Source organism: Pseudoalteromonas sp. MEBiC 03485 (assembly GCF_004195145.1).
GTDB lineage: Bacteria > Pseudomonadota > Gammaproteobacteria > Enterobacterales > Alteromonadaceae > Pseudoalteromonas > Pseudoalteromonas apostichopi.
Map to the genome: position 1 here is coordinate 39178 of NZ_SGBT01000003.1, position 24233 is coordinate 63410.

General features: G+C 39.7%; 18 protein-coding genes. All 18 read left to right on the top strand.

The window, feature by feature from the left end; genetic code table 11:
* Positions 1–2 precede the first annotated feature (2 nt).
* The 18 genes from EVU92_RS20710 (at position 3) to EVU92_RS20795 (ending at position 24229) form a co-directional block, all read left to right on the top strand.
* Positions 3–5792, top strand: a complete 5790-nt coding sequence (locus EVU92_RS20710) for a hypothetical protein (protein ID WP_130053068.1) — start codon at positions 3–5, stop codon at positions 5790–5792.
* Positions 5793–5870: 78 nt separating this feature from the next.
* Complete coding sequence (locus EVU92_RS20715; RefSeq protein ID WP_130053069.1) at positions 5871–6923, top strand: hypothetical protein; 1053 nt, start codon at positions 5871–5873, stop codon at positions 6921–6923.
* Between the two features lie 3 nt (positions 6924–6926).
* Complete coding sequence (locus tag EVU92_RS20720) at positions 6927–7469, top strand: hypothetical protein (protein WP_130053070.1); 543 nt, start codon at positions 6927–6929, stop codon at positions 7467–7469.
* A 40-nt stretch (positions 7470–7509) separates the two neighbouring features.
* The gene (locus EVU92_RS20725; RefSeq protein ID WP_130053071.1) at positions 7510–7884 is read left to right on the top strand and encodes a hypothetical protein; all 375 of its coding nucleotides are present in this window, start codon (positions 7510–7512) and stop codon (positions 7882–7884) included.
* A gap of 82 nt (positions 7885–7966) precedes the next feature.
* The gene (locus EVU92_RS20730; protein ID WP_130053072.1) at positions 7967–8605 is read left to right on the top strand and encodes a hypothetical protein; all 639 of its coding nucleotides are present in this window, start codon (positions 7967–7969) and stop codon (positions 8603–8605) included.
* 8 nt (positions 8606–8613) lie between these two features.
* Positions 8614–11688, top strand: a complete 3075-nt coding sequence (locus EVU92_RS20735) for a hypothetical protein (RefSeq protein ID WP_130053073.1) — start codon at positions 8614–8616, stop codon at positions 11686–11688.
* Positions 11689–12369: 681 nt separating this feature from the next.
* Positions 12370–12894: a hypothetical protein gene (locus EVU92_RS20740; protein WP_130053074.1), complete on the top strand. Its 525-nt coding sequence runs from the start codon at positions 12370–12372 to the stop codon at positions 12892–12894.
* The gene (locus EVU92_RS20745) at positions 12894–14684 is read left to right on the top strand and encodes a hypothetical protein (RefSeq protein ID WP_130053075.1); all 1791 of its coding nucleotides are present in this window, start codon (positions 12894–12896) and stop codon (positions 14682–14684) included. The genes EVU92_RS20740 and EVU92_RS20745 overlap by 1 nt, the downstream gene beginning before the upstream one ends.
* 1 nt (position 14685) lies before the next feature.
* Positions 14686–15690, top strand: coding sequence for a prepilin-type N-terminal cleavage/methylation domain-containing protein (locus EVU92_RS20750; RefSeq protein WP_130053076.1), 1005 nt, complete (start codon positions 14686–14688; stop codon positions 15688–15690).
* 23 nt (positions 15691–15713) lie between these two features.
* The gene (locus tag EVU92_RS20755; RefSeq protein WP_130053077.1) at positions 15714–16328 is read left to right on the top strand and encodes a prepilin-type N-terminal cleavage/methylation domain-containing protein; all 615 of its coding nucleotides are present in this window, start codon (positions 15714–15716) and stop codon (positions 16326–16328) included.
* A gap of 32 nt (positions 16329–16360) precedes the next feature.
* Positions 16361–17137, top strand: a complete 777-nt coding sequence (locus EVU92_RS20760; protein ID WP_130053078.1) for a hypothetical protein — start codon at positions 16361–16363, stop codon at positions 17135–17137.
* 3 nt (positions 17138–17140) lie between these two features.
* Positions 17141–19126 (top strand): ATPase, T2SS/T4P/T4SS family, encoded by a 1986-nt coding sequence (locus tag EVU92_RS20765; protein WP_130053079.1) that lies wholly within the window; start codon positions 17141–17143, stop codon positions 19124–19126.
* A gap of 2 nt (positions 19127–19128) precedes the next feature.
* Entirely contained in the window at positions 19129–20160 is a 1032-nt protein-coding gene (locus EVU92_RS20770) for a type II secretion system F family protein (RefSeq protein WP_130053080.1), read from the top strand.
* Positions 20150–21466, top strand: a complete 1317-nt coding sequence (locus EVU92_RS20775; RefSeq protein ID WP_130053081.1) for a hypothetical protein — start codon at positions 20150–20152, stop codon at positions 21464–21466. The genes EVU92_RS20770 and EVU92_RS20775 overlap by 11 nt, the downstream gene beginning before the upstream one ends.
* On the top strand, positions 21459–22010 hold the full coding sequence (locus tag EVU92_RS20780) for a hypothetical protein (RefSeq protein ID WP_130053082.1): 552 nt from the start codon (positions 21459–21461) through the stop codon (positions 22008–22010). The genes EVU92_RS20775 and EVU92_RS20780 overlap by 8 nt, the downstream gene beginning before the upstream one ends.
* Positions 22007–22573: a hypothetical protein gene (locus EVU92_RS20785; protein ID WP_130053083.1), complete on the top strand. Its 567-nt coding sequence runs from the start codon at positions 22007–22009 to the stop codon at positions 22571–22573. The genes EVU92_RS20780 and EVU92_RS20785 overlap by 4 nt, the downstream gene beginning before the upstream one ends.
* Complete coding sequence (locus tag EVU92_RS20790) at positions 22549–23181, top strand: hypothetical protein (RefSeq protein WP_130053084.1); 633 nt, start codon at positions 22549–22551, stop codon at positions 23179–23181. Before EVU92_RS20785 ends, EVU92_RS20790 begins: the two co-directional genes overlap by 25 nt.
* Positions 23168–24229: a hypothetical protein gene (locus EVU92_RS20795; RefSeq protein ID WP_130053085.1), complete on the top strand. Its 1062-nt coding sequence runs from the start codon at positions 23168–23170 to the stop codon at positions 24227–24229. The genes EVU92_RS20790 and EVU92_RS20795 overlap by 14 nt, the downstream gene beginning before the upstream one ends.
* The last annotated feature ends 4 nt before the right edge of the window (positions 24230–24233 follow it).

The following is a 24233-nucleotide window of genomic DNA, read 5'->3' on the forward strand; positions in this document are numbered from 1 at the left end:
CGATGTCATTTATCAAAAACGTAGCAAAAAAACTCCCAAAATATAATCCTGATATGAAATTCCTTGCGCCGGATAACCGCGCATTTTTAATGGTTTCATCTATATCCGTTGTCTTGTTTGTGCTTGTATTTATATTCATATTTTCAGATGAAGATACTGAAAGTAAGAAAAAATCCATCATGCTCGATAGCATTGATGGTAGAGCAAAAACGAGTAATGTCGATGCGCAAGTTTCTGATTTATACAAACAAAGCATTCAAGAACTAAATAAAGAAAATTACGATAAGGCATCAAAAAACATCTCTGGCGCTGCAATGCCAGTCCTCTACCATGATAAGCCTGACACTAAAGCTGCAAGCATTGAGGGGTGTGGATGTACGTTTGATGCGACAGCAAGAGAAGCATTAATTGAAGAGCTTAGGAAGCTAGGTATCACTGATATAAATAAGAGTGATGGTCTCCGTTTAGGTCAGTCTGATGTGTATGTGCAAACAGATGGTACCATCATCGACCAAACGGGTAATCCATACCTGTGGGATGGAGATGAAATAAGAACGAGTGATACAGGTGTTGTATTGCATTCACAATCAGGAATGCCAATAGAAACTTCTGACGGACAATCTATTCATCTATCTAAAGATGGGAAATTTTATAATGATGTAACAGCAATTATTCGCTTAATGGGCCGCATGCTATCAAGTGATGGCGTTATATTACTAGGGAATGGCTACAAAGCACATCGCCCTGGTGGTATGTCGCAAGTAAATGACACAGACATCTATATTACAACAGACAGACAGCTCGCTACGATGGATGCGAAGCCGGTTTTCAATGGTTCAAGTACTGTATTTAAAGATATGGAAAACCGTCTTCACGATTACTACGGAAAGAACATTAAATGGGAAGATCGTACTGCATTTCAACAAAATGACGGGAAATTAACAGGAAGAGCAGGAGAAAAGTTTTCTCGAATAGGTATTCTAATTTCTCACGGAGGCATACTTATCGATAACGACAGTATGTTAACTGATGAGCTAAATGACATCAAAAGGTTTTCAGACAGTGACCTATACGTAAATAGTCAAAATATGCTGGTGGACTCTTATGGCCAAGAGATCACATATCAAAATTACAATGTCAAAGTTGGCGTTAATAATATTCTTAACTCTGAAATTGGTCCCGTTCTTAACTCTTCCGGTTCGCAAGTATCAATCAATAATTCAGGTCGTTTAGTTGCAGACCGTCCAGTTTTTCTAACTGGAACGTTGAAAGATAGCCAAAAGGTTGCATTTGACCGTTTCGGCCATCGCATATCACGTCAAGGTAAATTATTACAATTGGCTGAATCTGCGATTTGGCACACTGCAGACCGCTACTTAGCAACAGAAGATGGGCAATCTTTGTTGTTTAATGGTGCTGATGTTTTTCAAGACATAAGACGATTCAAGCGAATTGATTCTCTCGATGCTTACGGCTTAAAAACAAACCAAGGCGTTGTGATTAGAGATCTTTTAGGTCAAGAAGTGTTTCTTAATGAGCGTGGGCAATTAATTTATGATAACGGCCTGAAGATAACAGAATCAGGCATATTGACCACATCCCAAGGAGTAATCATTACATCCGATGGTGAATTGATTATAGGTTCTGATGGATTTAAACCTGTTCTTAGCGGCCATGGCGAACAAATTTATTACAAAGGTCGCAAAGTTTATCAAGGTAAAGATGGGCGTTTGTATGATAGTAAAGGGAATTTACTATTATCGCCATCAGGTCAAGCTATGACCTTGCTTGATGATGGTTTAGTAGTCGATGAGGATGGCAATGTTGTTGAGGGCGTGTTGAGTAAATTAGCACCTATTACTGATAATATTGGCTTTGAAGTTGGAAGCGAAAATCAATTACTCGATAAAAACGGCCGTCAGATCTATTACAAAGGGAAAAAAGTTTTCCGAGGTTCAGATGGGCGTTTGTATGATGAAGATGGAGCGTTGCTAAAGGGTAAAAACGGTCAGCCACTTTCACTAAATAGTAAAGGTCAAATTATCACTCCAGACGGCCAATTAGCTTCTATGGAAGATTTTGCTGTCGATGAAAAAATATTAGTTCCATTAAGTCAGAACAAAGGTTTTATTGTTGATAAGCACAATGAGCTACGTGATAAAAATGGTAATCAAATTTATTACAACGGCAAAAAGGTAAAGCGTGGTGCTGACGGCCGTTTGTATGATGAAAATGGAACACTGTTGACAGATAAAAACGGTCAACCATTATCACTAAATAGTAAAGGCCAAATTGTCACTCCTGACGGCCAACTAGCTTCTATTGATGGGTTTGAAGTAGAGCAAAATCCGCTAGAGGGCATTACTGATAATGAAGGCTTTAAGACCGGTAGTAATGGAGAATTGTTAACCAAGAGCGGTAATCAAGTTTACTATAACGGCAAAAAAGTAAAGCAGGGTGCTGATGGTAGCTTGTTTGATGAAGATGGCACACTGTTAACAGATAAAAACGGCCAACCATTATCACTAAATAGTAAAGGCCAAATTGTCACTCCAGACGGCCTACTAGCTTCTATCGATGGGCTTGCAACTAAACCAAGTACTTTTAATGATATTAATGGAAATGAAGGTTTTAAATTAGGCAAAGGTGGTGAGTTACTAGATAAAGACGGTAATCAAGTTTATTACAAAGGGAAAAAGGTTATCCGTGGTGCTGACGGCCGCTTATATGATGAAACTGGTGAGTTACTAAAGGATAAAAACGGCCAGCCATTATCATTAAATAGTAAAGGTCAAATTGTTACTCCCGATGGTCAAGCAGCTTCATTAGATGGGTTTGCCGTAGACTCTGTAACATTTTCCCCAGTTAAAAATAAGGGGTTTAAAACAGGTAAAAATAATGAATTATTAGATGAAAACGGAAACCAAGTCTACTTCAATGGAAAAAAAGTTATCCGTGGTGCTGACGGCCGCTTGTATGATGAAGGCGGCACACTGTTAACAGATAAAAACGGCCAACCATTATCACTAAATAGTAAAGGTCAAATTGTTACTCCAGACGGCCAGTTGGCTTCTGTTGCTGGGTTTGAAACCAAGAATATGCTGCTAAAACCAGCTAGTGAAAATAAAGGTATGTATCGCGCAACTGATGGGAGCCTTTTAGATGATAACGGTAATCAAGTTTACTACAAAGGGAAAAAAGTACTTGTTGGTGATGATGGGCGACTATATGACACTGAAGGTGTATTAATCACTGGTGACGATGGCCAAACGTTAAGGTTAAATGACAAGGGAGAGATTGTCACACCAAGTGGTCGAGCAATAACCCTTAGAGATTTTGAAGTTGAAGAGCGTAAGTTAATACCTATAACCGGCAACTCAGGCTTTCGCATTGACAAGAATAATGAGCTACGTGATAAAAACGGTCATCAAGTTTATTACAACGGCAAAAAGGTAAGGCGTGGTGCTGACGGCCGTTTGTATGATGAAGATGGCACACTGTTAACAGATAAAAACGGCCAACCATTATCACTAAATAGTAAAGGTCAAATTGTTACTCCAGACGGCAAGCTAGCTGGTTTGGATAATTTTGGTATTAAAGACCTATCAAGCAAAGCTAACCTACTTGATAAGAAACTAAGCAAAATATCTGCTAATAAAGGTTTCCGTATTGGAAATGACAACACACTTCTCGATGAAAACGGTCATCAAGTTTACTACAAAGGCAAAAAGGTTAAACGTGGTGCTGACGGTCGGTTGTATGATGAAGATGGCACGCTGTTAACAGATAAAAACGGCCAACCATTATCACTAAATAGTAAAGGTCAAATTGTTACTCCAGACGGTGAGCTAGCTACCTTAGAGGGCTTTGAATTTGAATCAAAACTGGGCCGAGAACTACTAAAGACAGGTTCTGATAATCAATTAGAACAATTAGGAGAGTCAGGTATTTTCTCTACTAAAGATGGGTTGCTAGTTGATAAGAACGGGAAATCAATAACATACAAAGGGAAGCGGTTAAGAAGGGGAAAGAATGGTCAGCTATTTGATGAAAATGGTAATGCAGTCCTAGATCAAGATGGTAACCCAATTCACATGAATGACAAAGGGGATCTTGTTGATGTGAATGGCAACCCAGTTGAAGGTGTCTTATTACAAAATGGTGATGGTCAATATCTTTATGGTGGGGCTGATGGGCCAGCGGTGAGACGCATAGGCAACAGTGATATTTATATGACACGCGAAGGTTTGTTAACTGATGATCAAGGCAAGCCAATCACCTTTAATGGTAAGCCAGTAAAAATTGGTGAGGGTGGGCGTTTATATACAACTGACGGTGTAGCTGTGACTGATGCTGAAGGGAATGTGGTTGCATTAACTAATAATGGAGAGCTAAAAAATAGATCAGGAATGCCAGCGAAAGGCGCTGTTTTGCAAGATGGAGAAGGAGTTTCATTAGATCCTCAAGGGCTTCGGGTTACAAATGGAGGGAAATTAACATCAATTGGTAATGGGCTGTATAAAACGGCTGGTGGATTATTAGTAGATAGATTAGGTAAACCCGTTCTCATAGAAGGAAAGCAAGCGTTTGTTAATGATAATAATGAAATTGTAGATGCAAACGATTACCCGCTTAGATATCAAGGTCGAAGACTTAACCTAACAAATACAGGGGCACTCATTGACGCCCAAGGTAATCCGATTTTAGAAGATGGACAAGCTGTGATTATAACAAGTAAAGGTTTTACGAAAGAAGACGGAACCCTGATTGAGATCCCAGAAGTATTACCACCGGAGGAACGTGATGCTAACAGCAAATTAAAAGAATTCATCGCGGAACAAAAACAACAGATAGATGAACCAAACCGTAATAGTTCCAAGAGTGACACGGCAAATCAAGTTGATGAAGAGCCTAGTAACTCAGAGAAAGATTCCGAGGTTGAACTAGCCAAAATACTTGATGTAAGCACCTTAACAGATAAAGAAATCACCCGACTTAATAGACGTTATTTAGCTATCTATCAAAGTATGGAGCAGAAGTTGTCAGAGTACGATGGAGCTTTTAAAGAAAGACCATCATCGTCAGTTGCAACATTCTCACAACCTGTTAATTCTGAAACGATAACTAATTCAGGGTCTAGTTCTTCAAACCCCGAACAAAGTCTGGTTAATGCTAATACTACCAATAGTGATATAGCATCGGCTTCTCGCGGCGACTTATTGAAAATTCAATCTGGCACAGTCTTATACGGTGCAAACCAGATGACGGTTAATACTGACTTAGATAGCCGTGTTGTATTTAACTTGATGGGCTTACCACACACACACCCTCTCTACCGTGGGACTGCACAAGGTGTCGTTGCTCTTAAATACGATCATATTGTTATAGCTGTGACCAGCCTTTGCCCTGAAAAGAGTGAGTGTTATCCAGTTCAGGCTCTCGCTGTAGATCCAACTACACGAAGTGCAAGTGTGAATGGTGATATTGACAAACACTACTGGTATCGATTTGGGGGCCTCACTTTCGCTTCACTTATTCAGGGTGCAGCTATTGCAGTCGGGGAGTCAAGAGATCGGACAGATACTTATGACGAAGAAGGTAAAGTTGTTTCTTACTCTGGCCTGGACGGTAAAGAGTTAATGATTAGAGCCACAGAACCATTAGGCGAATCGTTGGCAAGTGTGTTCATGGAAAATGTTAACAGACCTTATACAGGCAACATTGCATATGGGGAAGAGGTAGGTATTTTTCTCTTTGAGGATGTTGTAATCAAATCAGGTACAGAAAAGTGAATATTTTGCAAAATATAACTTTAAATGACATTTGCATATTAACAATAATATAGACATTAAATATTTAGGTGTCACAACATGCCAGAACACAATAAAGATGAAGATATTCAAGATGTACTGCAAGGGATTCAAACTGAGCGGGCAGGAGAAGGTGTAGACCATGATGAGATATACAAAAGTCTTCCAGAGGCCGGTGATGAAGGTGCTGATGAAAATGACGACTTTGAGCAGCCTGAAATAGAAAGCAAGGCTGGCAAAAAGGAAAAGAGCCGTAAAAAAACAACTCAAGTAAAGGTGCCAAACAAGGATAAAAAATCGAAAAAAAAAGTTTTGATTGCAGTCGCTGTGGCTGCGGTTTTTGGGTACGGGCTGTTTAATTTATTACAACCGGTAAAGCCTAACGTAACAAGTTCAATTCCAAGCTTTTTTGGAAAGACTTATGGCAATGATCAAAAGGCTGAACCAACTGTTACTGTCAGTCAGCTAGAATCGGCCATGGCGGATTTAAGGGCAGAGGTAATTGCCCGAATTGATGCTTTACCATCGCATAACGACTTGAATGCCATCAAGCACTCTGTGGTGGAGGTTGAGCGCTTGCAGAATGAACAAAAAACAAGTATCGCTATGTTGAATCAAATGGCTGATAGACCCGTTCCTGTAACATTAAATACTCAGGATTATGATCGTCAATTAAATGCTTTTAAACAAGAGCTTGATGCTCTAAATGCGTATACAGGCAATATTCTTTCAACAACTGAGACTTTAAAACAAAAAGTGTCTTCACTGGATGGAATAAAGAAAGAAGTAGATGAGTTGGTAAACAGTAACTGGGCTACTTATTTGGAAGTTCAAAAGTTAAAAAAAGAGAGTGAGAAACAAGGGAAAGATGAAGCCAAAGACAACAACGAAACGGTCAGCACAAATAAAGCAGAAAAAATTACATGGAATAGCTCTCATTCTTGGGTGTTAAAGATTGCAAGTGAACGATTCACACAAATTTACAACACAAGTACAGGTAAAAATTTGCGTGTATTTGAAGGTATTGAAATACCGAATTGTGGTGTTGTTATAAGTGTGGATGTAGCAGCAAGAAAAGTAAGCACCCAACATTGCACGATTAGCAGGAAATAAGTAATGGATTTTTTCAGTGTTATTTCCGCATTTACAAAACAAATCCCAGGGATCATGGAGGGGTTTAAGGCTGTAATCATTGTATTAGGCTTGTTTGTTTTTACTATTTCGGGAACAACACTTTTAAAGAGTACAAGTAATGAAAAGGGGGTAAGAGCAACTGCATGGTTTGGTCTAGTTGTATCACCTGTATTGATCAATATCCAAAGGTGGATGGATATTACGTCAGCCACATTTTATGGAAAAAAAATGGGGGCTGTTTTTGATACGGTTGGGACGGGCTTTAGTGCGACCAATGATTCCTTAATGCTCTTTAATTCGGCAGAGATAATCATCATGGCCTTTGGTTGGTTCGGCTTTATTGCTGGTTGGCTGAAAATGTCAGAAGCACCGAAGTATAACCAGCCTGGAATAAAACGAAAGGCGGCGGCGGCAATCGTTATAGGAATGGCCTTAGCAAACTTTAAAGTGTCTGTGGATATAGCTGGGGGAACATTTGGAGTCAGTGATTCATACGAAAAAATGAAAGAAAACTTAACACAGTAAATTGTAATTAAAGATTAATTTTTAACAAACAGAGGTAATTATGAAAAAACTATTATTAATTGCGCTAGTGGCGCTGAGCTTTGTCTCGTTCTATGCAGATGCGAATGCTGGTGGTGGCGTAACGGATGCGGCATCACTTTTTAAACAAGCAGGCTCTCAAGCTAGTCAGGCTGTTGATGGCTGGGTGCAAGCAGCCGGTTTAATTGGCTTAATCCTGTTCACTTTTTCTGGTGTCAAATTATTCAACTCTCGCGATAATCAGCAAGAAGGTAAAGGTAAATTGTGGATGTCGTTAGGTGCGGGGGTTTTCTTGATTGGATTATGGACTTGGCTAGCGGTTCTCTCAAACACAGCTACGGGCACAACGCAAACAGCTGATAACCTAAAATCAATCGTGAAGGGCGCAGGCAACTAGTTCGTTCTGTTTCTGGAAGTGTGCCAGTAGCGAACGTGTTTCGCTACTGCCACGTCCCCCCTAATTTTTACAGGTTTTCATCATGAATTTCTATCCTAAAGCAGAAAAATCACATAGCTCTGCAGGTTTGCTAACAGCTACACCAACTAGAAATGAATACAAAGGAATGCGTATTCTCAATTTTACGTGTCAATGTTGTGGTTTTAGAGCGGTGCCATCTAAAGAGGTGCCAAGTGGTGGGATGGAGTTTGTAACAATAAATGGGAAACTATTTCTTTTGTGCTTGATGTGCGCGCAAAGTCAAATGTTATCAAGGCCAGTCACACTAAAGAATGGTAAATTAGAGTATAACCATGGCTGTCTTGTTTATTGTCCAGAGATACCGCAAGGTAAAATCATTGAAAAAGTGCGGGACATATATGCCCTAGCAATGCATCAAAGTGCAAACCCCAATAGGCAACTCCTTGCATATATAGAAGAGCTTAAACAGTCTTATATTGATTTACTTGTTAAGCGAGTAAGTAACATTCCTGCATTAAAAGTCGAAAGTAATTATATGGGGGGCTATGTTTCGCTTTACAAATTTGCCCCCCCTGAGCTTCTTGAAAAAGGTCACAAAGTATTTGGGGGTATTCGCTATATACCCAACGATCTTGTTTTTTCTCACATCATTCAATATTGGCTTGATACAAGCTACAGCTCTTTGGCCAATAAAATCTAAAGTGACTTATGAAACTAGCGTATAAAAAAAATATATTTGAAAGCATTGCATCTAACTTTGATTGGTTATTTCAGCGAGTCAATGACAGTTTCTTACATGTTAACCCTCGCAGCTTTATCGATATTGTTACCACTGAAGGTAAAAATACACTCGTAATGCGTGATGGTACTTTGCTTACAGCGATAAAGGTACATGGCTCTACCCGCGATATACGGTATGAAGAATACGTTGATATTTTAGACTCCCTAGAAAGTTCGTTTAAGTCGCTAATCTTGAGTGAAGATCACTTTTTTTCATGGACATTTAAATCTGATCCTGAAAACGTAGACGAAGCTCTAGAAAAAGCGTGGACATCCCAAGCTTTAGAAACTGCAAAAAAATTAGAGTTAGATTTAGAGGACATCATAAAAGAAATACATGATGTTCACGCAAAAAAATGCCAAGAAGAAAGTGTTTACTTGCTTGTTTGGACAAATGTTCATATGAGCACTCGTAATGAAAAAAAGCTTCATGCAGAACGCCGCAATGAATTCATGGCAGGTACACCAAGACACAATAAAGCTCAGCCAGTTACATTTGTAGCACCGGATTTTTACGAAAAGCATCTAGCAGCATGTGAACAATTAGTCAGTGATTTGCTCAATGTCAGAATATATTCCTCTATTTCAGACAGCCACTCTTTCTTGCGTGATATTAGAATTAATATCGATGAGACTTTCACGCCACAAGATTGGTCACCAAGAGTACCAGGTGATCCGGTTTCATTAAAAATACTTTCAGATAATGATGCTGATCTATCTGGTATGTTCCATCAGCCCATAGCAGACCAATTGATGCCAAGAGGGATGGTGGACCATGAAGAAGGTATCGTGAGAAGTGGTGATGTTTTCTATGCTCCTTTGAGTATGGAAACTCACCCGAAACAACCAGAGCCATTTGACGCTTTATTTGGCAGTGTTTATAAGTCTCGGTTACCTTTTAGAATGCATATGTTGATGAAGCATAATGGTATGGGCGTTTTTGGCATGAAAGTCATGCTTGCGCAGTTCTTGTCATTTACAGGTTCAGAATCAAATAAACGCTTAAGACAATGTTACTATGATCTCGAAGCACTCTCACTAGCAGGTGAAGAGATTGTTTCATCACAAATTTCATTTTGCACATGGAGTCGGAACGTAGATGATTTCCGTGAAATAAGGCAGCGTAAGCACAGTCTTGCCAGAAAGATTTCAAGCTGGGGTAGTTGTGACGTTGCCGCTGTTGAAGGGGACGAAGCAGAGAGCATGTTATCTAGCATAGGTGGTACAATGCTAGGTTCAGTGGCTGATGCAGCAGCAGCGCCACTTTACGACTCATTGAAAATGGCTCCAATAGCTCGAATGGGCTCAGCGTGGGAGAAGGGGTCGAAGCTCTATCGAACCAATACTGGCCGCATAGTTTCTTATATGCCTTATTCGAAACAGCAATTAGCGTGGGTAAAGTTTATTGTTGGGCCAATGGGTTCCGGCAAAACGGTGCATTTGAATGGTGAGCACTTTTCGCTTTTACTGCATCCTGATAATGATGAGTTGCCATTCATACTTAATATAGATATAGGCCCTGGTATGAAAGGGTTCTGCTCAATGGTAAGGGATGCACTGCCAAAGCATCGAAAGCATGAGGTAGTGTATGAAAAACTCCAGAATAGAGCAGAGTCTGCAATCAACTCATTTGATACACCAATAGGGTTACGTTATCCACTATCCAATCAGGTAGCTTATTTAGAGACCTTCTTAACAATGCTGTGTATTGGTGATGATTCAGGTGTTGCACCAGAAGGTGTTGGTGATGTCATAACACAGGTTATACAGTTGGTGTATAAATACAGAGCTGATCGTAATACATCGTATGAATATAGGCCGAATGTATCGCCAAGAGTCGATGAGCTTTTGGAAGCTTTAGATATTGAGTCTGCTAACATCGATAACAGGGTGATAAAGTGGTGGGATGTAGTCGATTTCCTTGCAAAGCATGGTGAATTGCACGGCGCGGCAATTGCACAACGATATGCAGTTCCAGTAATGGAGGATGTTATATCAATAATCTCTGATCCACGTATTGCTAACAGTTTTGAAGAGCTGACCGTTAAGAGCACAGGTGAGAAAATGTGCCGGTATATTGAGCGTAAACTGACATCATCTCTTAATAAGTACCCAATTCTTTCCGGTGTAACAAAGTTCGATATTGGTTCATCTCGTATCGTTAGTCTTGACTTAGATGAGGTTGGTAAAGGCGTTGGTGAAAGCGCGGTCAGACGTTTACGTCTCATGTATTTCCTGGCGTATTTTACACTCACTAAGCGTATCTTTACTGGTAAAGAACATTTGTCTGAAATGCAATCAGATAACTCAGGGTTATTTCCGTTTGACTATACAGCGATCCATACCAAGTTAATTGCCTCTATTGAACGAACACCGAAACGTTTTAGTGGCGATGAAATGCATCGCTTTAAAGGCGATCCAATGGCAATGCAATTGCAGGAGTTATCAATCCGAGAGGGGAGAAAGTGGAAAGTAGACGTTATATTAGCTTCGCAAAGAGGTACCGACTTCCCTAAAGACATGATTGAACTTGCAACAGATGTTGTCATTCTTGGCCGAGGTAACGAAGCCAACATAGCATCGTTAACAAATCATTTTAAATTACCATCAAACCTTGTTGAAAGGTTGCGCAGTAGTATGCGCAGGCCTAATAAAGATGGTTCGACTGTTATTACGCTTATTGAGACTGATAAGGCACGCTGGGAGCTGTTTTTATACTCCATGTATGGCCCGTCATTTTTGTGGGCCACGACATCAACAAGGGATGACACCATAGTAAAAGATGCGCTTATCGAAAAGCTTGGTTCACAAACTGCACGACAGCTATTGGTTGAGTTATATCCAAGTGGTAACTTGGATGATGAAATTGATGATAGGCGAAGAAGAGAGCAGGTTTTAAGTAACGCCTCCATACCCGACGAGCAAGAAGAAACTCCAGTACATATATTGGATGGAATTATTGAAGATTCTTTGAGGCATTTTGAAAGACAGGCTATGCACTAAAACTCACGCTGAGTGGTAACTACAGCGGCTATCTTGCATTCAATTTATTGCGTAAGAGGTAATCTATCTCTCTGTCCAGTCAGGTTGGCAGTCTTTATCCTTACGCTTAACCATTTGCATGTGGTGTAATTTAGTTTACTTTCTTACCAATATCTGCGAAATACCCCACAGCTTTCTGCGTGGGAGTTTTTAAGCTTCACGAACCTATAACTGAACAAATTACTGAATTTACATTCATATTAAAGCCTCCCAGTTGATATAACGTAGTTAACATATTTAAACGTCTTTCTTCTACTGCTGTTCACTCATCCAAAACATAACTTAGTATTCATGTTGGTCATGAAATAAAATAATGGTCATTCGTTCATGGGTTTAAATTTACCTTGTCTCTTGTTCATTCAACGATATAAGCATTCAATTTATACTATTGATTTAAGAGTATAGCTTTTCGTTTTAACTACTGAAAAGGTCAGTATAAAACCCATAAAGTCCAGAAAAAAATACAGAAATATTCACTTAACTCCACTTCTAAAACAGCCGTCAAGAGCCATATTTAACTAAATTTGGAAATAATCACTTTTTTATTGAATGGGCTTGATTCATTACGTAAGTTTTCACTAATTCAGGTTTTAGCTGCAATAACTTTGTTGGCTGTTTCAATTTTTTGGGGGTTACTTTTCAATGATACGTTCTGCTTTATGTGTAACTTTGCTTTGTTCGTCATTTGGCTGTTTTGCCAAAGATGAAGCAGCTAAGGGGCGAATAATTAAAGTTTACCCTCTTTCAGCTAGCGAGCAGGTTTCAGCAAACCCAGTCGGTACTTCAGTTTCAAAAAGAGATGTTTACAGCATTCCTAAGACTAAACAGGTTAAAGGGGCAAACACAAGTGCTGGAAGTGAATCTACGCAAGTTGCTGTAAGTGGTGTTGAAATCCGAAAAGGCACGGTAAATGAGAACATCATCAGAATTGCAAAAACTGAATTAGGTATACCAGAAAGTAATGTGGATTTTACATATATCCCATGTGATTTGATAGAAAAGTACACCTATACGATCCCTAATTCGCATTTTAAAAATAAGTATGAGCGCCTTACTTATTACGCTTCACAATATTCGTTTTTTTCAACATTTAATTCAATGACTAATACGGTCACGCTTGAGTATCGCGGCCCAGATGTATTTGAAAATTGCAGGAAGTCTAAATAATGAATAACCAATTAGTTAAAACCCTCGCAGCATCATCAATTAGCGTTGCTCTGGCAGGATGCATTGCTATGCAACCTGATGAAGAATTTGATTCTGAAATGAAAGAACAGCAAGAAAAAATCAGTCAAATTCAACAAACAAAAAGTTATGCAGTTCTAGATACACCCAAAGTTTCATATGAAGCGAAAGTAAGTGAATCTGCAAATAAAGATGTGTTTGATACAACAACCATTAATATGAGCAACATGGCGAATGGGGCTACGATGCGCGCCGTGATCCAGATGTTTCAGAAGAAAGGCTTGAACGTTATCTCACAAAATGGTGTGGACTTAGAGCAACCGATTTTAAATTACGCGATTAAAAATACAAGTGCTAGACGAGCACTCGATATGATCACGTATGATCTAGGTATGGGTTATCACATGGTCGAAGACAACAGAGGTAAACCGTATGCTGTTATTACAGGTTTGCCGACCTTCGAATATCGCCTAAATATACCAGATGAAGAAAAGAAGTTGAGTCAATTTGTTGTTAACAAAACAAAAGACACAGCTTCACCAAATGGTGGTGGTCAGGGTGGTTCAAGCTCAGGCGCGCAAGGCGGATCTGGGGGCGGTCAAGGTGGTGCATCAGGTGATGTAAACTCATTAACGACACTGACAGAAATAAAAGCGGCGTTTTGGAATGATACAGAGCGATTTTTAAATTCAATGTTACAAGAAGTTGTCCTTGTTAATAATCAAAATCAACAGCCATCTTCAAATCCAAAACTTAAGATTACTGACGGGCCAAATGGTACTGATTACGAGTCATTAGTTTCAAATTTACAACCTAGACCAACAGTTTCTGGTGGGATGATTGAAAAGAAAGTGGGCACAGTTTCTATCAATAGAGCGACTGGTCATATATATGTGTCTGCGCCTAAACACAAATTAAAACGTGTAGCAAATTACCTAAAAGAAATTGACCTTCTCATGAATTCTAAGATCGTCATTAAAGGTCGTATCATTGCGCAGACTGAAACTGAGCGCCAACAAAAGGGGCTAGATGTCGCTGCCTTAGCTCCGTACTGCACTCATTCATACCGCTGTATCGTGTCTAATGATATCTACAATAATGTGAGCATTTCAGAGCCAGGTGTTAATACTTGGTTCGCTGGTGGCATCGATAACATGATAGGTAGTTCGATGTTGGGATTGCAATCATTGGATCAGACTTGGCAAGTATTTAATGCTTACACTGAAGATAATTCAAATATCCAAACGATTGGCAATTTTGAAGGTGAGGCTTTTCATGGTGAGGATATTACGTTATCAGATGTTCAAAATCGCATAAATCAACAATTAACTACTAACAATTCTGTTACTGCAGATGGTGTAACGACTGGTGGCGGCACAAGCAGTGAATTGCTCCCATACAAAATTGGCAGCGTCATTACAGTTCTACCCATGCTGGATATGAAAAGCGGAACCGTCAAAACCAAAGTCGATGTAAAATTAAGCGTCTTGGGTGAAAAAAAGGAAATAACAAATGTTATTGGTAATGATGTTGAGAAAGGGTATTACCAAAACGTTGATACTATAGAATTTAAAGTAAGCCCTAAACTTAAAAATGGTGAATTAGTCATTGCTGCAGGCCGTACCCAGACGAGACTTAGTGACAGCATAGGTGGTACTTCTGGGTTGAAAGACTCGTATGTAGGGGCTCTGTTTGGTAATTCGGAAAGACTGAAAGAAAAGGTCACATATTACATTTTGTTGCAAGCAAAAGTAGTTCCAGCGAGCGTCTAAGATGAATTATCGCCAAAGCCATGGTTTCTCCTTAATTGAAGTATTAGTTGCTATAACGATTCTTGCCATAGCGGCAAGTGCTTCTTCTGGTTTGATCAATCAAATTGCCGGTTTTTATAAGATTGAGCGAGATTTGGAAAATGACACTGAATTGCGTGCTATTGCTGACGCGCATGTTAAATATGCATCAGTTCATAATAGTGGCGCCATTCTTTCTGCATTCACCGAGGGTGATTGTTATTCTTGTGCAATCGACACAACAAATGCTGCATTGGTTAATTATGTAGAAAGTAGAACACAACGCACAGCTAAGATATCAAATTATGATAGCTCATCAGTAAAAAACGTGCGTGGTTTGATGCTTGATGCAACAACGTATCAAGCTTCTCTTAACCTACCATCTGCGATTAATCTTATTCTTGAATACCGAGCCGCTGTTGTAGTCCAAACTAATTGTCCTAAAAGCTCTACATGTGACACGGATGAATCGTGGAAAACACCTGCATATACCCAAACAGGGTGGGTACCTAACTCTACAATAGAAAAGGCTGTGCCATTTAATAACTTGGAAATCTTGCAAGGTTTGGCATCAAGCTCAGTAGAACGTGTCATTTTAGTTCAGCAAAAAATCAGAGAATACAAACATGAATTGGTGTTGGCGAATAATGCCGATGTAAATATTAATTTTTTGCCCGTTTCAACTCATCCATCTACTCCAGATTACACAGGCTCTGATCCAACCGTCAACGGTGGTTGCATCAATGGCTGGTATGACTTAGGAAGCGCGAATGTCAATGTTTTATCAATAGTCGGACTTGAGGCGAGTTATGGCCTAACCCTGTTCGGCGGTTCTATTGAGTATTGTGCTGATTTTGACTTAACAGCTGTTGACGCATCGACAGCAGACACTGCGCCACACGTAGGTGCATTGAGAATTAATCGATTCATTAGTCGGGGCGCAAGCCCTGATGTGAGTAACAACAATAATATTTTGTTTCCAATCTAAATTACATTAATTAAGGACTTATCATGAAGATAAACAATCGCAACACAAAACAAAGTGGTTTCTCACTATTAGAACTAATAGTGGTTCTAGCTGTATTGGGTATTTTGGCATCTATTGTCTTGCCTTCAGCTTTTTCAGGTACCAGTAAAGCATCTGCACTGTTGAAAATGCGAACGGCTGATACGTTAAAAACATGCATTTTAAACGTACATGCTAATTTAGGATGGGGTTCTAATGTGTTATCTAACCCTAATTACAATAGTGGTAATGATGGACTGGATATGTGTGTGGGGGGGGATGTAGCCATCGTTGCAGCTCAACAAAGCAACTTTAACCGCATTGATATATCTGGTTTATCAGACATGGTTCAAATTACAACAGCACCAACGAATGGCTCAAAAGGGGTTTATAAGGTGGGTTCATCTGTGATGAGTCTTTCTTCATCTCAACCATCAGGTGAGCTATCAGTGGAATACACTCTCACTCCAGATGCTGAAGTGTGTGACCTACTTGCCAAATTTGAAGGAAGCACTTCTACCTGTGATTTATCAACTGCAGACACAACCGGTGTGATACAACATACGGCTTCGTCTGGTGGTGTAAGCACCCTTAAAATTATACGTAAATTTGCAGTGTAGTTGTTATGCCTGTGGTCATGGTATTTCTTGTCATGTTCGGTTTCATCTCTACGCTTGGGATGACTATTCAGTACCGAGCTGAAGGGCGAGTGAGTGATTTATATGAGCAAGTGTTTCAATCAGAGATGATTGAAACCTCACGCGCTATGGAGCGTTACATTAGCAATGAATTCACTGCTCCGGCCACATTGGGTGTATTAACAGGGTATGCAGGGAATGCGCCGTTATTATCTCTGGCGACTGATAGGATAGGTGTCGCATCCGTTGAACTTGATGATGTTGGATTGATTTATTTTAAAGCTCTCATTTGGCATAAGCGCTACGATAGTGCTTATGCTGATGAAGATGTGCTAGAAAACAATCAGGTTGGAACAAACCTTTTTTCTGAACAAGGCGATTACAAACCGCCGAGTGATGTTTATTGGTATCAAACTACTACCATTTCAACTTTATCAAATTTGCGAACGCGTATTTATCGCTCTCTAGATGAAACAGTTCAACGATTAGTTTATTCATCAAACACATTACCTTTAACCACCTCTGCAGGGGTGAAACTAGAGCCAGATGACACTATCGATTTAGTCGATGCGGTAGGTTATACCGGTGGGTTTAATTCGTGCATAGGTGTGTTTGAGTTTGATGGCGCTGCGCTTACTTGCAGTGATTTATATGCAATTGATGGTACACCTGTCCAGTATAGAGTGTTGTCAGATTCGCAGGCAGTCGTGTATGTAGAATCAGAAAACTTGAAAAACTCAGCAGGTGAATCATTTCTAATTTTTTCTCACATAATGACTAAAGCAGATTAATAAATGACAGATCTTTTTAATAAATACGTTAATAAATGGGGTTTTACGCAATTTCGTTCTTTACCCGATTTCATTCAAGACCAAATCCGATTTTTAGAGCGCATTGAAAATGACAATCTAAAAACAGGCGATGTATTTATTCAAAAAGGCCTGTTAGATGAATCAAGGCGTGATAAATTTTTAGAAGAACATTTGAACGTCGATAAAAATAAACGGCGTCCATTTGCGCGTTGGGTTTTTGAGCAAACACCGAATGAAAAAAACATTCAAGATGCAAAAAATCAACTGCTTGCAGTGATACTTGAGTTGCCTTACCTAGCATCAATGACGCAAATAAGGCAGCTATCACTTGAAGCAATACCAGATTTAAAAGACGCCGAGTTTGTTGATGAGTGCAAAAAAGCAATATGTATCCCTTTTACATGCAATTTGAATGGGCATGAGACGTTGTACCTAGGCTTTGGAACAGAAGAAAAGCTCAAAGAGTTTATGCAATTAGGCCCACAGGTGCGTTCTCGCATTCGCAGCATTTCTGACTCCTTTGGTGAAGGTAACACTTATTACTTTTTAACGGAAGAAGACACCATTATTTCAGAGCTAGGTAGCTCATCAGCTAACTCTGCAGTTGAAAATGGCTCAAAAGTTTTATTCGAACAAGATATGAAACAGCACAATGTAGCTAAAAATTGGGCCGCACTGTTTAATGAAGCAATCAAGCTTGGAGGTACAGATATTCACTGTGACCCTTCAATATTGCCAAATGAAGATAGTGTTTCAATAAAGATACGTGTGGATGGAAAATTATCAAACGTTGCAGAACATAAATCAGCTGCGAAATTAAGTATTAAACACGCAACATTTAGAGAGATGGTGAGCTATTTACACTCCACAACCCAGGCAGGTGAAGTTGGACGCACAATAACGAGACCTGTATCAGGCATGGTGTTTGATTATGAGAACCAAGCAGGCGTAATGCGGATAAAAATGCGTCCAGAATTTGCACCTTTGGGGATTAAGGACGCGTCAGGTAAAGAGTTGGTCCGTGTTGTGTTACGTATTTGGGAGATTAAAGACTCAATTGCCTCGCTGGAAGACTTAAATGTTCCTGAGAACATCATTCATTACATTGACAAAATTTTAAAAAGTGAAAACGGCTTAGTTATTGCGGCTGGTCCCACAGGCTCAGGTAAAAGTACGTTAATGGGAGCCATTCTTGATAAGCAAACACAGCTTAGCAAAGGTTCTGAGAGTATTTTGTCTTTTGAAGATCCTATCGAGCAAGTGTCAGAAAATTTGGTGCAAATACAGCTGACCGATGCCGTGCGAGTTCAAATAGAAAAAGGGGAGCTAGATGAGTTAACGGTCAGGCAAAGTATATTGCGATCATTTCTAAGGCAAGATCCTAATAAAATCTTCATTGGTGAGGTTCGTGACACTATGACCGCGATATTTGCAGGTGATATAGCAAGCTCAGGCCATAAAACATTTGCCACATTCCACTCAACTTCAGCAGAAGAGGCGCTTGTTCGTTTAGCTGCAAAGTTAGAGTCAAGCCCAGCTAACTTAGTACAATTCTTTTCAGCTTTGACATGCATCTTTAGCACAAATTTACTCGCATCACCGTGTAAAAGGTGCGGTAAGAAACATCCTATTTCTGAGGCTCAAGTGAAAGATTTAGGTGAAAAGTTGGATTTAAATCAGAAGCAAACGCACCGACTCTCAAGTATGGAAGCCATAGTATCAACCGGAATGATTAGCGAAGACACTGTTTGCCCAGAATGTAGCGGTAAGTGCGTAAAAGGTCGGGTACCGGTTTTTGGAGTGTTCACAATCAATCGAAACAGAAAAATGATGTTACTTAATTTCGGTGAAACAAGTCGATTCGCTCGCATAACAGAGGAACCTGATGTCGATATGAGAGATAGTGTATTAGATGGCATTGAGCATGGTGTTGTGTCAATACAATCTCTATTGGATGAGGTGGTGTAAAAATGATTAGTATTGATGATCAACCAGACGTTTACGCATTATTAGCGGCAAACATAAAAGCGAGTGGTGTCCAGTATGCCATAAATGCGATGGTTTTTAATGGCAATAAGAAATACACAGAAGAATTCACTATTGTCAAAGAGGTAGTTGATAATGGCGGAACATTATCTTCAGGTATCGAAAAAACGACACTATTTGATCTAAAAACACTCTCAATTATTCGAGCGAATGAAGAAGCAGGTCGGCTAGAAGAGGCATTTAAAGAATTGTCAAAAATAGCAAAATTTCAGCGCCAAACAAAACGACAAATAAAGAAAACATTGGGTATGCCTATGGTTAGTTTAGTCGTTCTTGTTGGTGTTGTGCTTTTTCTAGCTCAAGGCATTTTTTCACAGCTAGCCCAACGCGATCAAACAAACGATTTGTTTTTACAGACTATGGGAACTCTAGGCGCTTTTGTCAGAGACAATTCATGGTCTTACCCTGCAGCAATGCTCACTGTGGCCTTTATTTTAATAAAAATGATGAACTCAAAATCAATCGCGGCAGTAGTAGGGGCGTTTATTGGAAAAATCCCTATTTTTGGCGCGTTAATGAATATGAGTCAAATTGGTACTTGGTGTCGATTCACTTCCTTAATGGCGAGGTCTGGTATTCCTATGCTTGAGATTAAGGAGTCCTTAAAGTCAGTACTAAACGAGTACAATTCAACAGCTATCGACAAAATTTTTGTTGATGTTGAAACAGGCAAGGATTGGTCTGCAGCAACGTCTTCTGAAAGCTGGGATAAAGATGATGAGCGCTCTGCACTACCTCCATTATATCTTTCATATGTAAATGCAGCTGGTACATCCGGTGATTGGGATGACAAAATGCGAGATGCAGCAGATACGTTCATAGAAGAATATGAAACCGCTGTGGAATCGACAAAGCCTATTATTGAAGCGCTGTCTCTTATTCTCGTTATGCTTCCGGTTGCGTACATAGTATTTAAATTGTTTAGCAATATATACGGAGGCGGCAATGCTCTCTAAGTTATTTAAACTAGTGACACCTAAAAAAAAGCAAGCTGTAAAAGCTGGTGCAATGCTAGGTGGCGAAAGTGTTATCACCGAGTTTTCGAAGTCTAAGAAAGGCTTTCAAACTCATGAAGGGTTTATTGAGCAGGGTGCTTTACCTCTAAAACAAAAATACATGTATCCGTTCATGGGAGCGAACCGCGATATTAGCCTTTTTATCTATGCATGGCAGGATTTAACAAGCATTTTAGATAGAAAAAAAACAGGCTCTACATACGGCTATTATAAGCAGTTTATAAAGAAAGATGAGTTTAAAGATAAAAAGTCAGCACTTATTGCATCAGTAGGACTTTCTAAGCGTGTTGATGCAATATCAAAGAATGAAAGTAACTTCATCTTGTGCCATGCGGTTCCATCGAAATCTCACCCTACCGTCAATGTTGAAGTGTGGACAGTAACGAATAAAAAGGTAGTCGCAATACGCTCATATAAAGGGTTACCCAAGCATCGTAACGCATTCCTTTCAGAGTTTTATGATGCACTAGATAACTATAAGTTAGGAATGTCTACAGTTAACCATAACGCGTATATTTATAGTGATAGTGTACTTGGCTTAGATGATATTGATACATGGCCAAGTTTATTACGAGATAGGTTATTCCAGCTGCCAGAATCAGAGCTTTTAAAAAGCGCTGTCGAACTCCCGTTGTTAGATACAACAAGAAAAAATACGAAAGCGTCAGTGGGGGTTGTCGTACTAACAGCGATTTCAATCTTAGCTGGCCCTGCATTTGTGTTTGTTGCAGATAAGCTTTACAGCAATCGTTTTCAAAGTGAGCGTCAAAAATACATAGCATTAAGTGAGCAGGTTGATGGTCTAGACAATCAAGGTCGTAATAGTTCACAAGTTGCTATTTGGGAAGCGCGTGACACTCATCTTCGCCAGCAAGCAGCAAAGAAACTCGATACTGATAACTTAGAAATACTTGTGCGTGCGGTAGGTAGTGCTGCATCACAATACCCTTCTAGAATCGTTGTTAAAACGGTTGATTACAGTAGAGAAACAAAATCACGTAACAACTTACCTCCTTACCATTTCAGCTTAGAACTTCTAATCATGAAATCGTCACTTATGGAAGAAGGTGAATCTATAGATGTTGTTTATAGAGCGCTAGGAAGCGCCTTGGCAGATGTAACTGATGAGTTTATCACTCCTGGTAATCCTCGCGAATACATTTCAAAGGGGCGTTATTATTATCGCGTCGAGTTTGTTGGTCGTTTCAGTGAAAGACGTATGAGGGATGAGGTATCAAATGGTTAACATTCGTGTACTTATCATATTAGCAGGAGCGATTGTCTCTGCTTCAATGGTTATTAACTACATCAAAAATATTAAGCCGGTTTGGGAGTCGTTGATAAAGCAGCAAGCTGCCATTAATAGTGAATCAAAACGCTACAGCGATAAACTGCGGTCACTTGAAAAAACGGTTATGACACAGTGGGAAAGTGCATACGAAAACGTAGGTGATAGTGACCGCGTTTCTTTATCAAAGCAATTGAATGTTAAAGGCACCTCTCTTATCCCAACAAGGGATGTGCCAAACATAACAAAAAACGAAAACATTGTGAGTACGATAGGTGGGGTTCAAGTCCCACTAGGGCTTAGAAAGGTATGTTTTGGACAAGGTTATGCAGGGTATGAGGCTAAAGGCCAAAGTATCGGTTCTGTAGTGTCAGCTATGCGTGAAATTGAGCAAAGAGCAGGTACTGACTTTGACCAATATACTGTTACTAGCATTGATAAAGGCATAAAAGTAAATTTCTATGATTTATGCGTGTACCTTAAAGAGGCAGGGAAAGCATGATTAAAAATCTATCTCAACAATGGCAAACAATGAGTCCTGCAATCAAATTTTGTGTGGTAGTTGCTGTCTTCGTCGGTATACACCGCCTCTCTGAGCAATGGATGGCAAGCAGAACGCTTGATGTGCAATCAATATCTGTTATTGGCAGTAACTCGATTTCAGGATTTAGTTCAACAGTTGAAGTATCAGAAAATACCTACTATTTAGATGCAAATTTTGAGAAAAGTAGCAATTTAAATGAAGATCTAGATTCATCACTATTCGTTGAAAACGAACCTGAAATAATTATTGAAAAGCCAAAGCCGATTGAAAAGAAAATAGAAATTAAAGAGCCACCGAAACCGAAGACTCCATTGGGCTATTACGTTCAGCGCACTTTATACGCAACGGGTATTGAAAGTGATGGTGCATTTATAAACGGCGCATATTACCTCTGGAAGGAAAAGATTGATATCCCTGTCGCAACAAATAAGGGGGCTTTTACACCTATCTTGATAAAAGCTCAAAATAATAAAGTTATTGTAAGCGTGGATGGTCAATGGTTCGCGTTAAAGGTGAATTAATGCGTGAGCTAATGTATCGATTACAGATTATCTTTCCAAAATGGATGATCAACCTATTTCTTGTGTCGCTGCTCGGATTTTCAGTCGTGGCCGTGCTGGTGTCATCACCCAATATCCGAAATGCACTTATGCCTACTAAACTAGTCGCACTTAAAGAAGCGATACGATGGGATATCCGCGCATTCCTACATTCTGAAGATGGGTTTGTTGCATTATTAAGTGGTGGCTCAAGTTATAGCCCAATAGATGAATCGGGTGGAATTGTATTGGGTGTCACAAAAACAGGTGGCGTATTGATAGACACCTATTCAACTGAGACACACGTTGAAGCTGTCTTGGCCGATTTAATTATCGATGATCCTGCAGGTGTAGCCGAGTACTTAAATGGCTATAAGTATCAGCATGTGCTAATGGACTCATACCTGGTCGATGGAGCCTACATGTATGTTGTTCGCCTTCGCGATGGAACCCCTCTGAATTTGCTTTTAATAGAAAAAAAATTAGCTCATGCACACCCCAATCCACCGACGAGTATTGTAGATCGCATGATGGCGACATATTGGTGGAACGTATTTAATGGAGAGGTAGATAGTTATGAAGTTTACTAAGCTTTATGCCCTATCGCTAATGATAGGTAGCTTACCTGTACTTGCCACAACACCAATTTGGGTGAAAGATGGCACTGCATATGTTAAAGATGGCGAAATAACTCTGAAGCGCGAAAGCGGAAGTGATTTTAATATTAATCTAAATACAAAATCAGCAAGCCGAGAATCACAAGGGAGAACACCAAATATTATGGTTGTAGGCTCGGGAGGGGATTCTTCAGTTGAATACCTTCAAGCGCTGGTGGTGAGTTCAGGGGATGTGCTTGTCAATGTTGTATTTGATGACATGACTACGTGGGTTACATTTTCTTCAGCTGATTTCGCGAATAAATTCACCTATAAAACAGAGTCCCAGATCACATTCATGTCAAAGAATACTTATTACAACTCTGAAAGTGCATCTGCTTCAGGTTCTTGCTCAGGCGCTAACCATGAATATAGAATCCAGTTTGGTGGTGAAAATTCATGTTCATGCCAACTAAGTGGTGGACCCACTGTATCTGATACAGGAGAACGTTCTGCTTATGCAAGTTACGCTTCTAGCGTTGCGAATATGAGCTGTTCTGCAGTATCAAGTTATTCATATCATCTTCATGGCTCATTAACAGTTTGGACTTACTTAGAATCTGGGTTAGTCAGTGAATCGGCACAATGCAGTGAATACATGTTCTACATCAACCCGTCAAACTCAGATACATCAGCAACACTATCAGGTAGTGGGGGAGGTAGTTCGAGCATTACATGCGGTGCAACAGGTTCTGAGTGGGCACGAACAATTGATGGTGTAAATTACGGTTTTTCAAAAAATAAGTATTACAACGAAGGTGTTGTGACATCGATGAGCCAAACTATCAATTTCACTCAAATTACTAATGCATACGTCGATACGTCCAATGGCACGTTTTACATCCTTAGAGGAAAAGATTTATACACGACAACACCTTCAAACAACGAAAATGAGTCTTTCGTTACTACATTGGTTGGTACAAATGTCTCGATAACTAAGTTGTTGCTCGACATTACACCAGTACCTACTAGTAATAAGTGATTTC

Bases quoted from the DNA above. Each gene is read 5' to 3' on its own strand.
- EVU92_RS20710 (WP_130053068.1), top strand. From the start codon at position 3: ATGTCATTTATCAAAAACGTAGCAAAAAAACTCCCAAAATATAATCCT.
- EVU92_RS20715 (WP_130053069.1), top strand. From the start codon at position 5,871: ATGCCAGAACACAATAAAGATGAAGATATTCAAGATGTACTGCAAGGG.
- EVU92_RS20720 (WP_130053070.1), top strand. From the start codon at position 6,927: ATGGATTTTTTCAGTGTTATTTCCGCATTTACAAAACAAATCCCAGGG.
- EVU92_RS20725 (WP_130053071.1), top strand. From the start codon at position 7,510: ATGAAAAAACTATTATTAATTGCGCTAGTGGCGCTGAGCTTTGTCTCG.
- EVU92_RS20730 (WP_130053072.1), top strand. From the start codon at position 7,967: ATGAATTTCTATCCTAAAGCAGAAAAATCACATAGCTCTGCAGGTTTG.
- EVU92_RS20735 (WP_130053073.1), top strand. From the start codon at position 8,614: ATGAAACTAGCGTATAAAAAAAATATATTTGAAAGCATTGCATCTAAC.
- EVU92_RS20740 (WP_130053074.1), top strand. From the start codon at position 12,370: ATGATACGTTCTGCTTTATGTGTAACTTTGCTTTGTTCGTCATTTGGC.
- EVU92_RS20745 (WP_130053075.1), top strand. From the start codon at position 12,894: ATGAATAACCAATTAGTTAAAACCCTCGCAGCATCATCAATTAGCGTT.
- EVU92_RS20750 (WP_130053076.1), top strand. From the start codon at position 14,686: ATGAATTATCGCCAAAGCCATGGTTTCTCCTTAATTGAAGTATTAGTT.
- EVU92_RS20755 (WP_130053077.1), top strand. From the start codon at position 15,714: ATGAAGATAAACAATCGCAACACAAAACAAAGTGGTTTCTCACTATTA.
- EVU92_RS20760 (WP_130053078.1), top strand. From the start codon at position 16,361: ATGTTCGGTTTCATCTCTACGCTTGGGATGACTATTCAGTACCGAGCT.
- EVU92_RS20765 (WP_130053079.1), top strand. From the start codon at position 17,141: ATGACAGATCTTTTTAATAAATACGTTAATAAATGGGGTTTTACGCAA.
- EVU92_RS20770 (WP_130053080.1), top strand. From the start codon at position 19,129: ATGATTAGTATTGATGATCAACCAGACGTTTACGCATTATTAGCGGCA.
- EVU92_RS20775 (WP_130053081.1), top strand. From the start codon at position 20,150: ATGCTCTCTAAGTTATTTAAACTAGTGACACCTAAAAAAAAGCAAGCT.
- EVU92_RS20780 (WP_130053082.1), top strand. From the start codon at position 21,459: ATGGTTAACATTCGTGTACTTATCATATTAGCAGGAGCGATTGTCTCT.
- EVU92_RS20785 (WP_130053083.1), top strand. From the start codon at position 22,007: ATGATTAAAAATCTATCTCAACAATGGCAAACAATGAGTCCTGCAATC.
- EVU92_RS20790 (WP_130053084.1), top strand. From the start codon at position 22,549: ATGGTTCGCGTTAAAGGTGAATTAATGCGTGAGCTAATGTATCGATTA.
- EVU92_RS20795 (WP_130053085.1), top strand. From the start codon at position 23,168: ATGAAGTTTACTAAGCTTTATGCCCTATCGCTAATGATAGGTAGCTTA.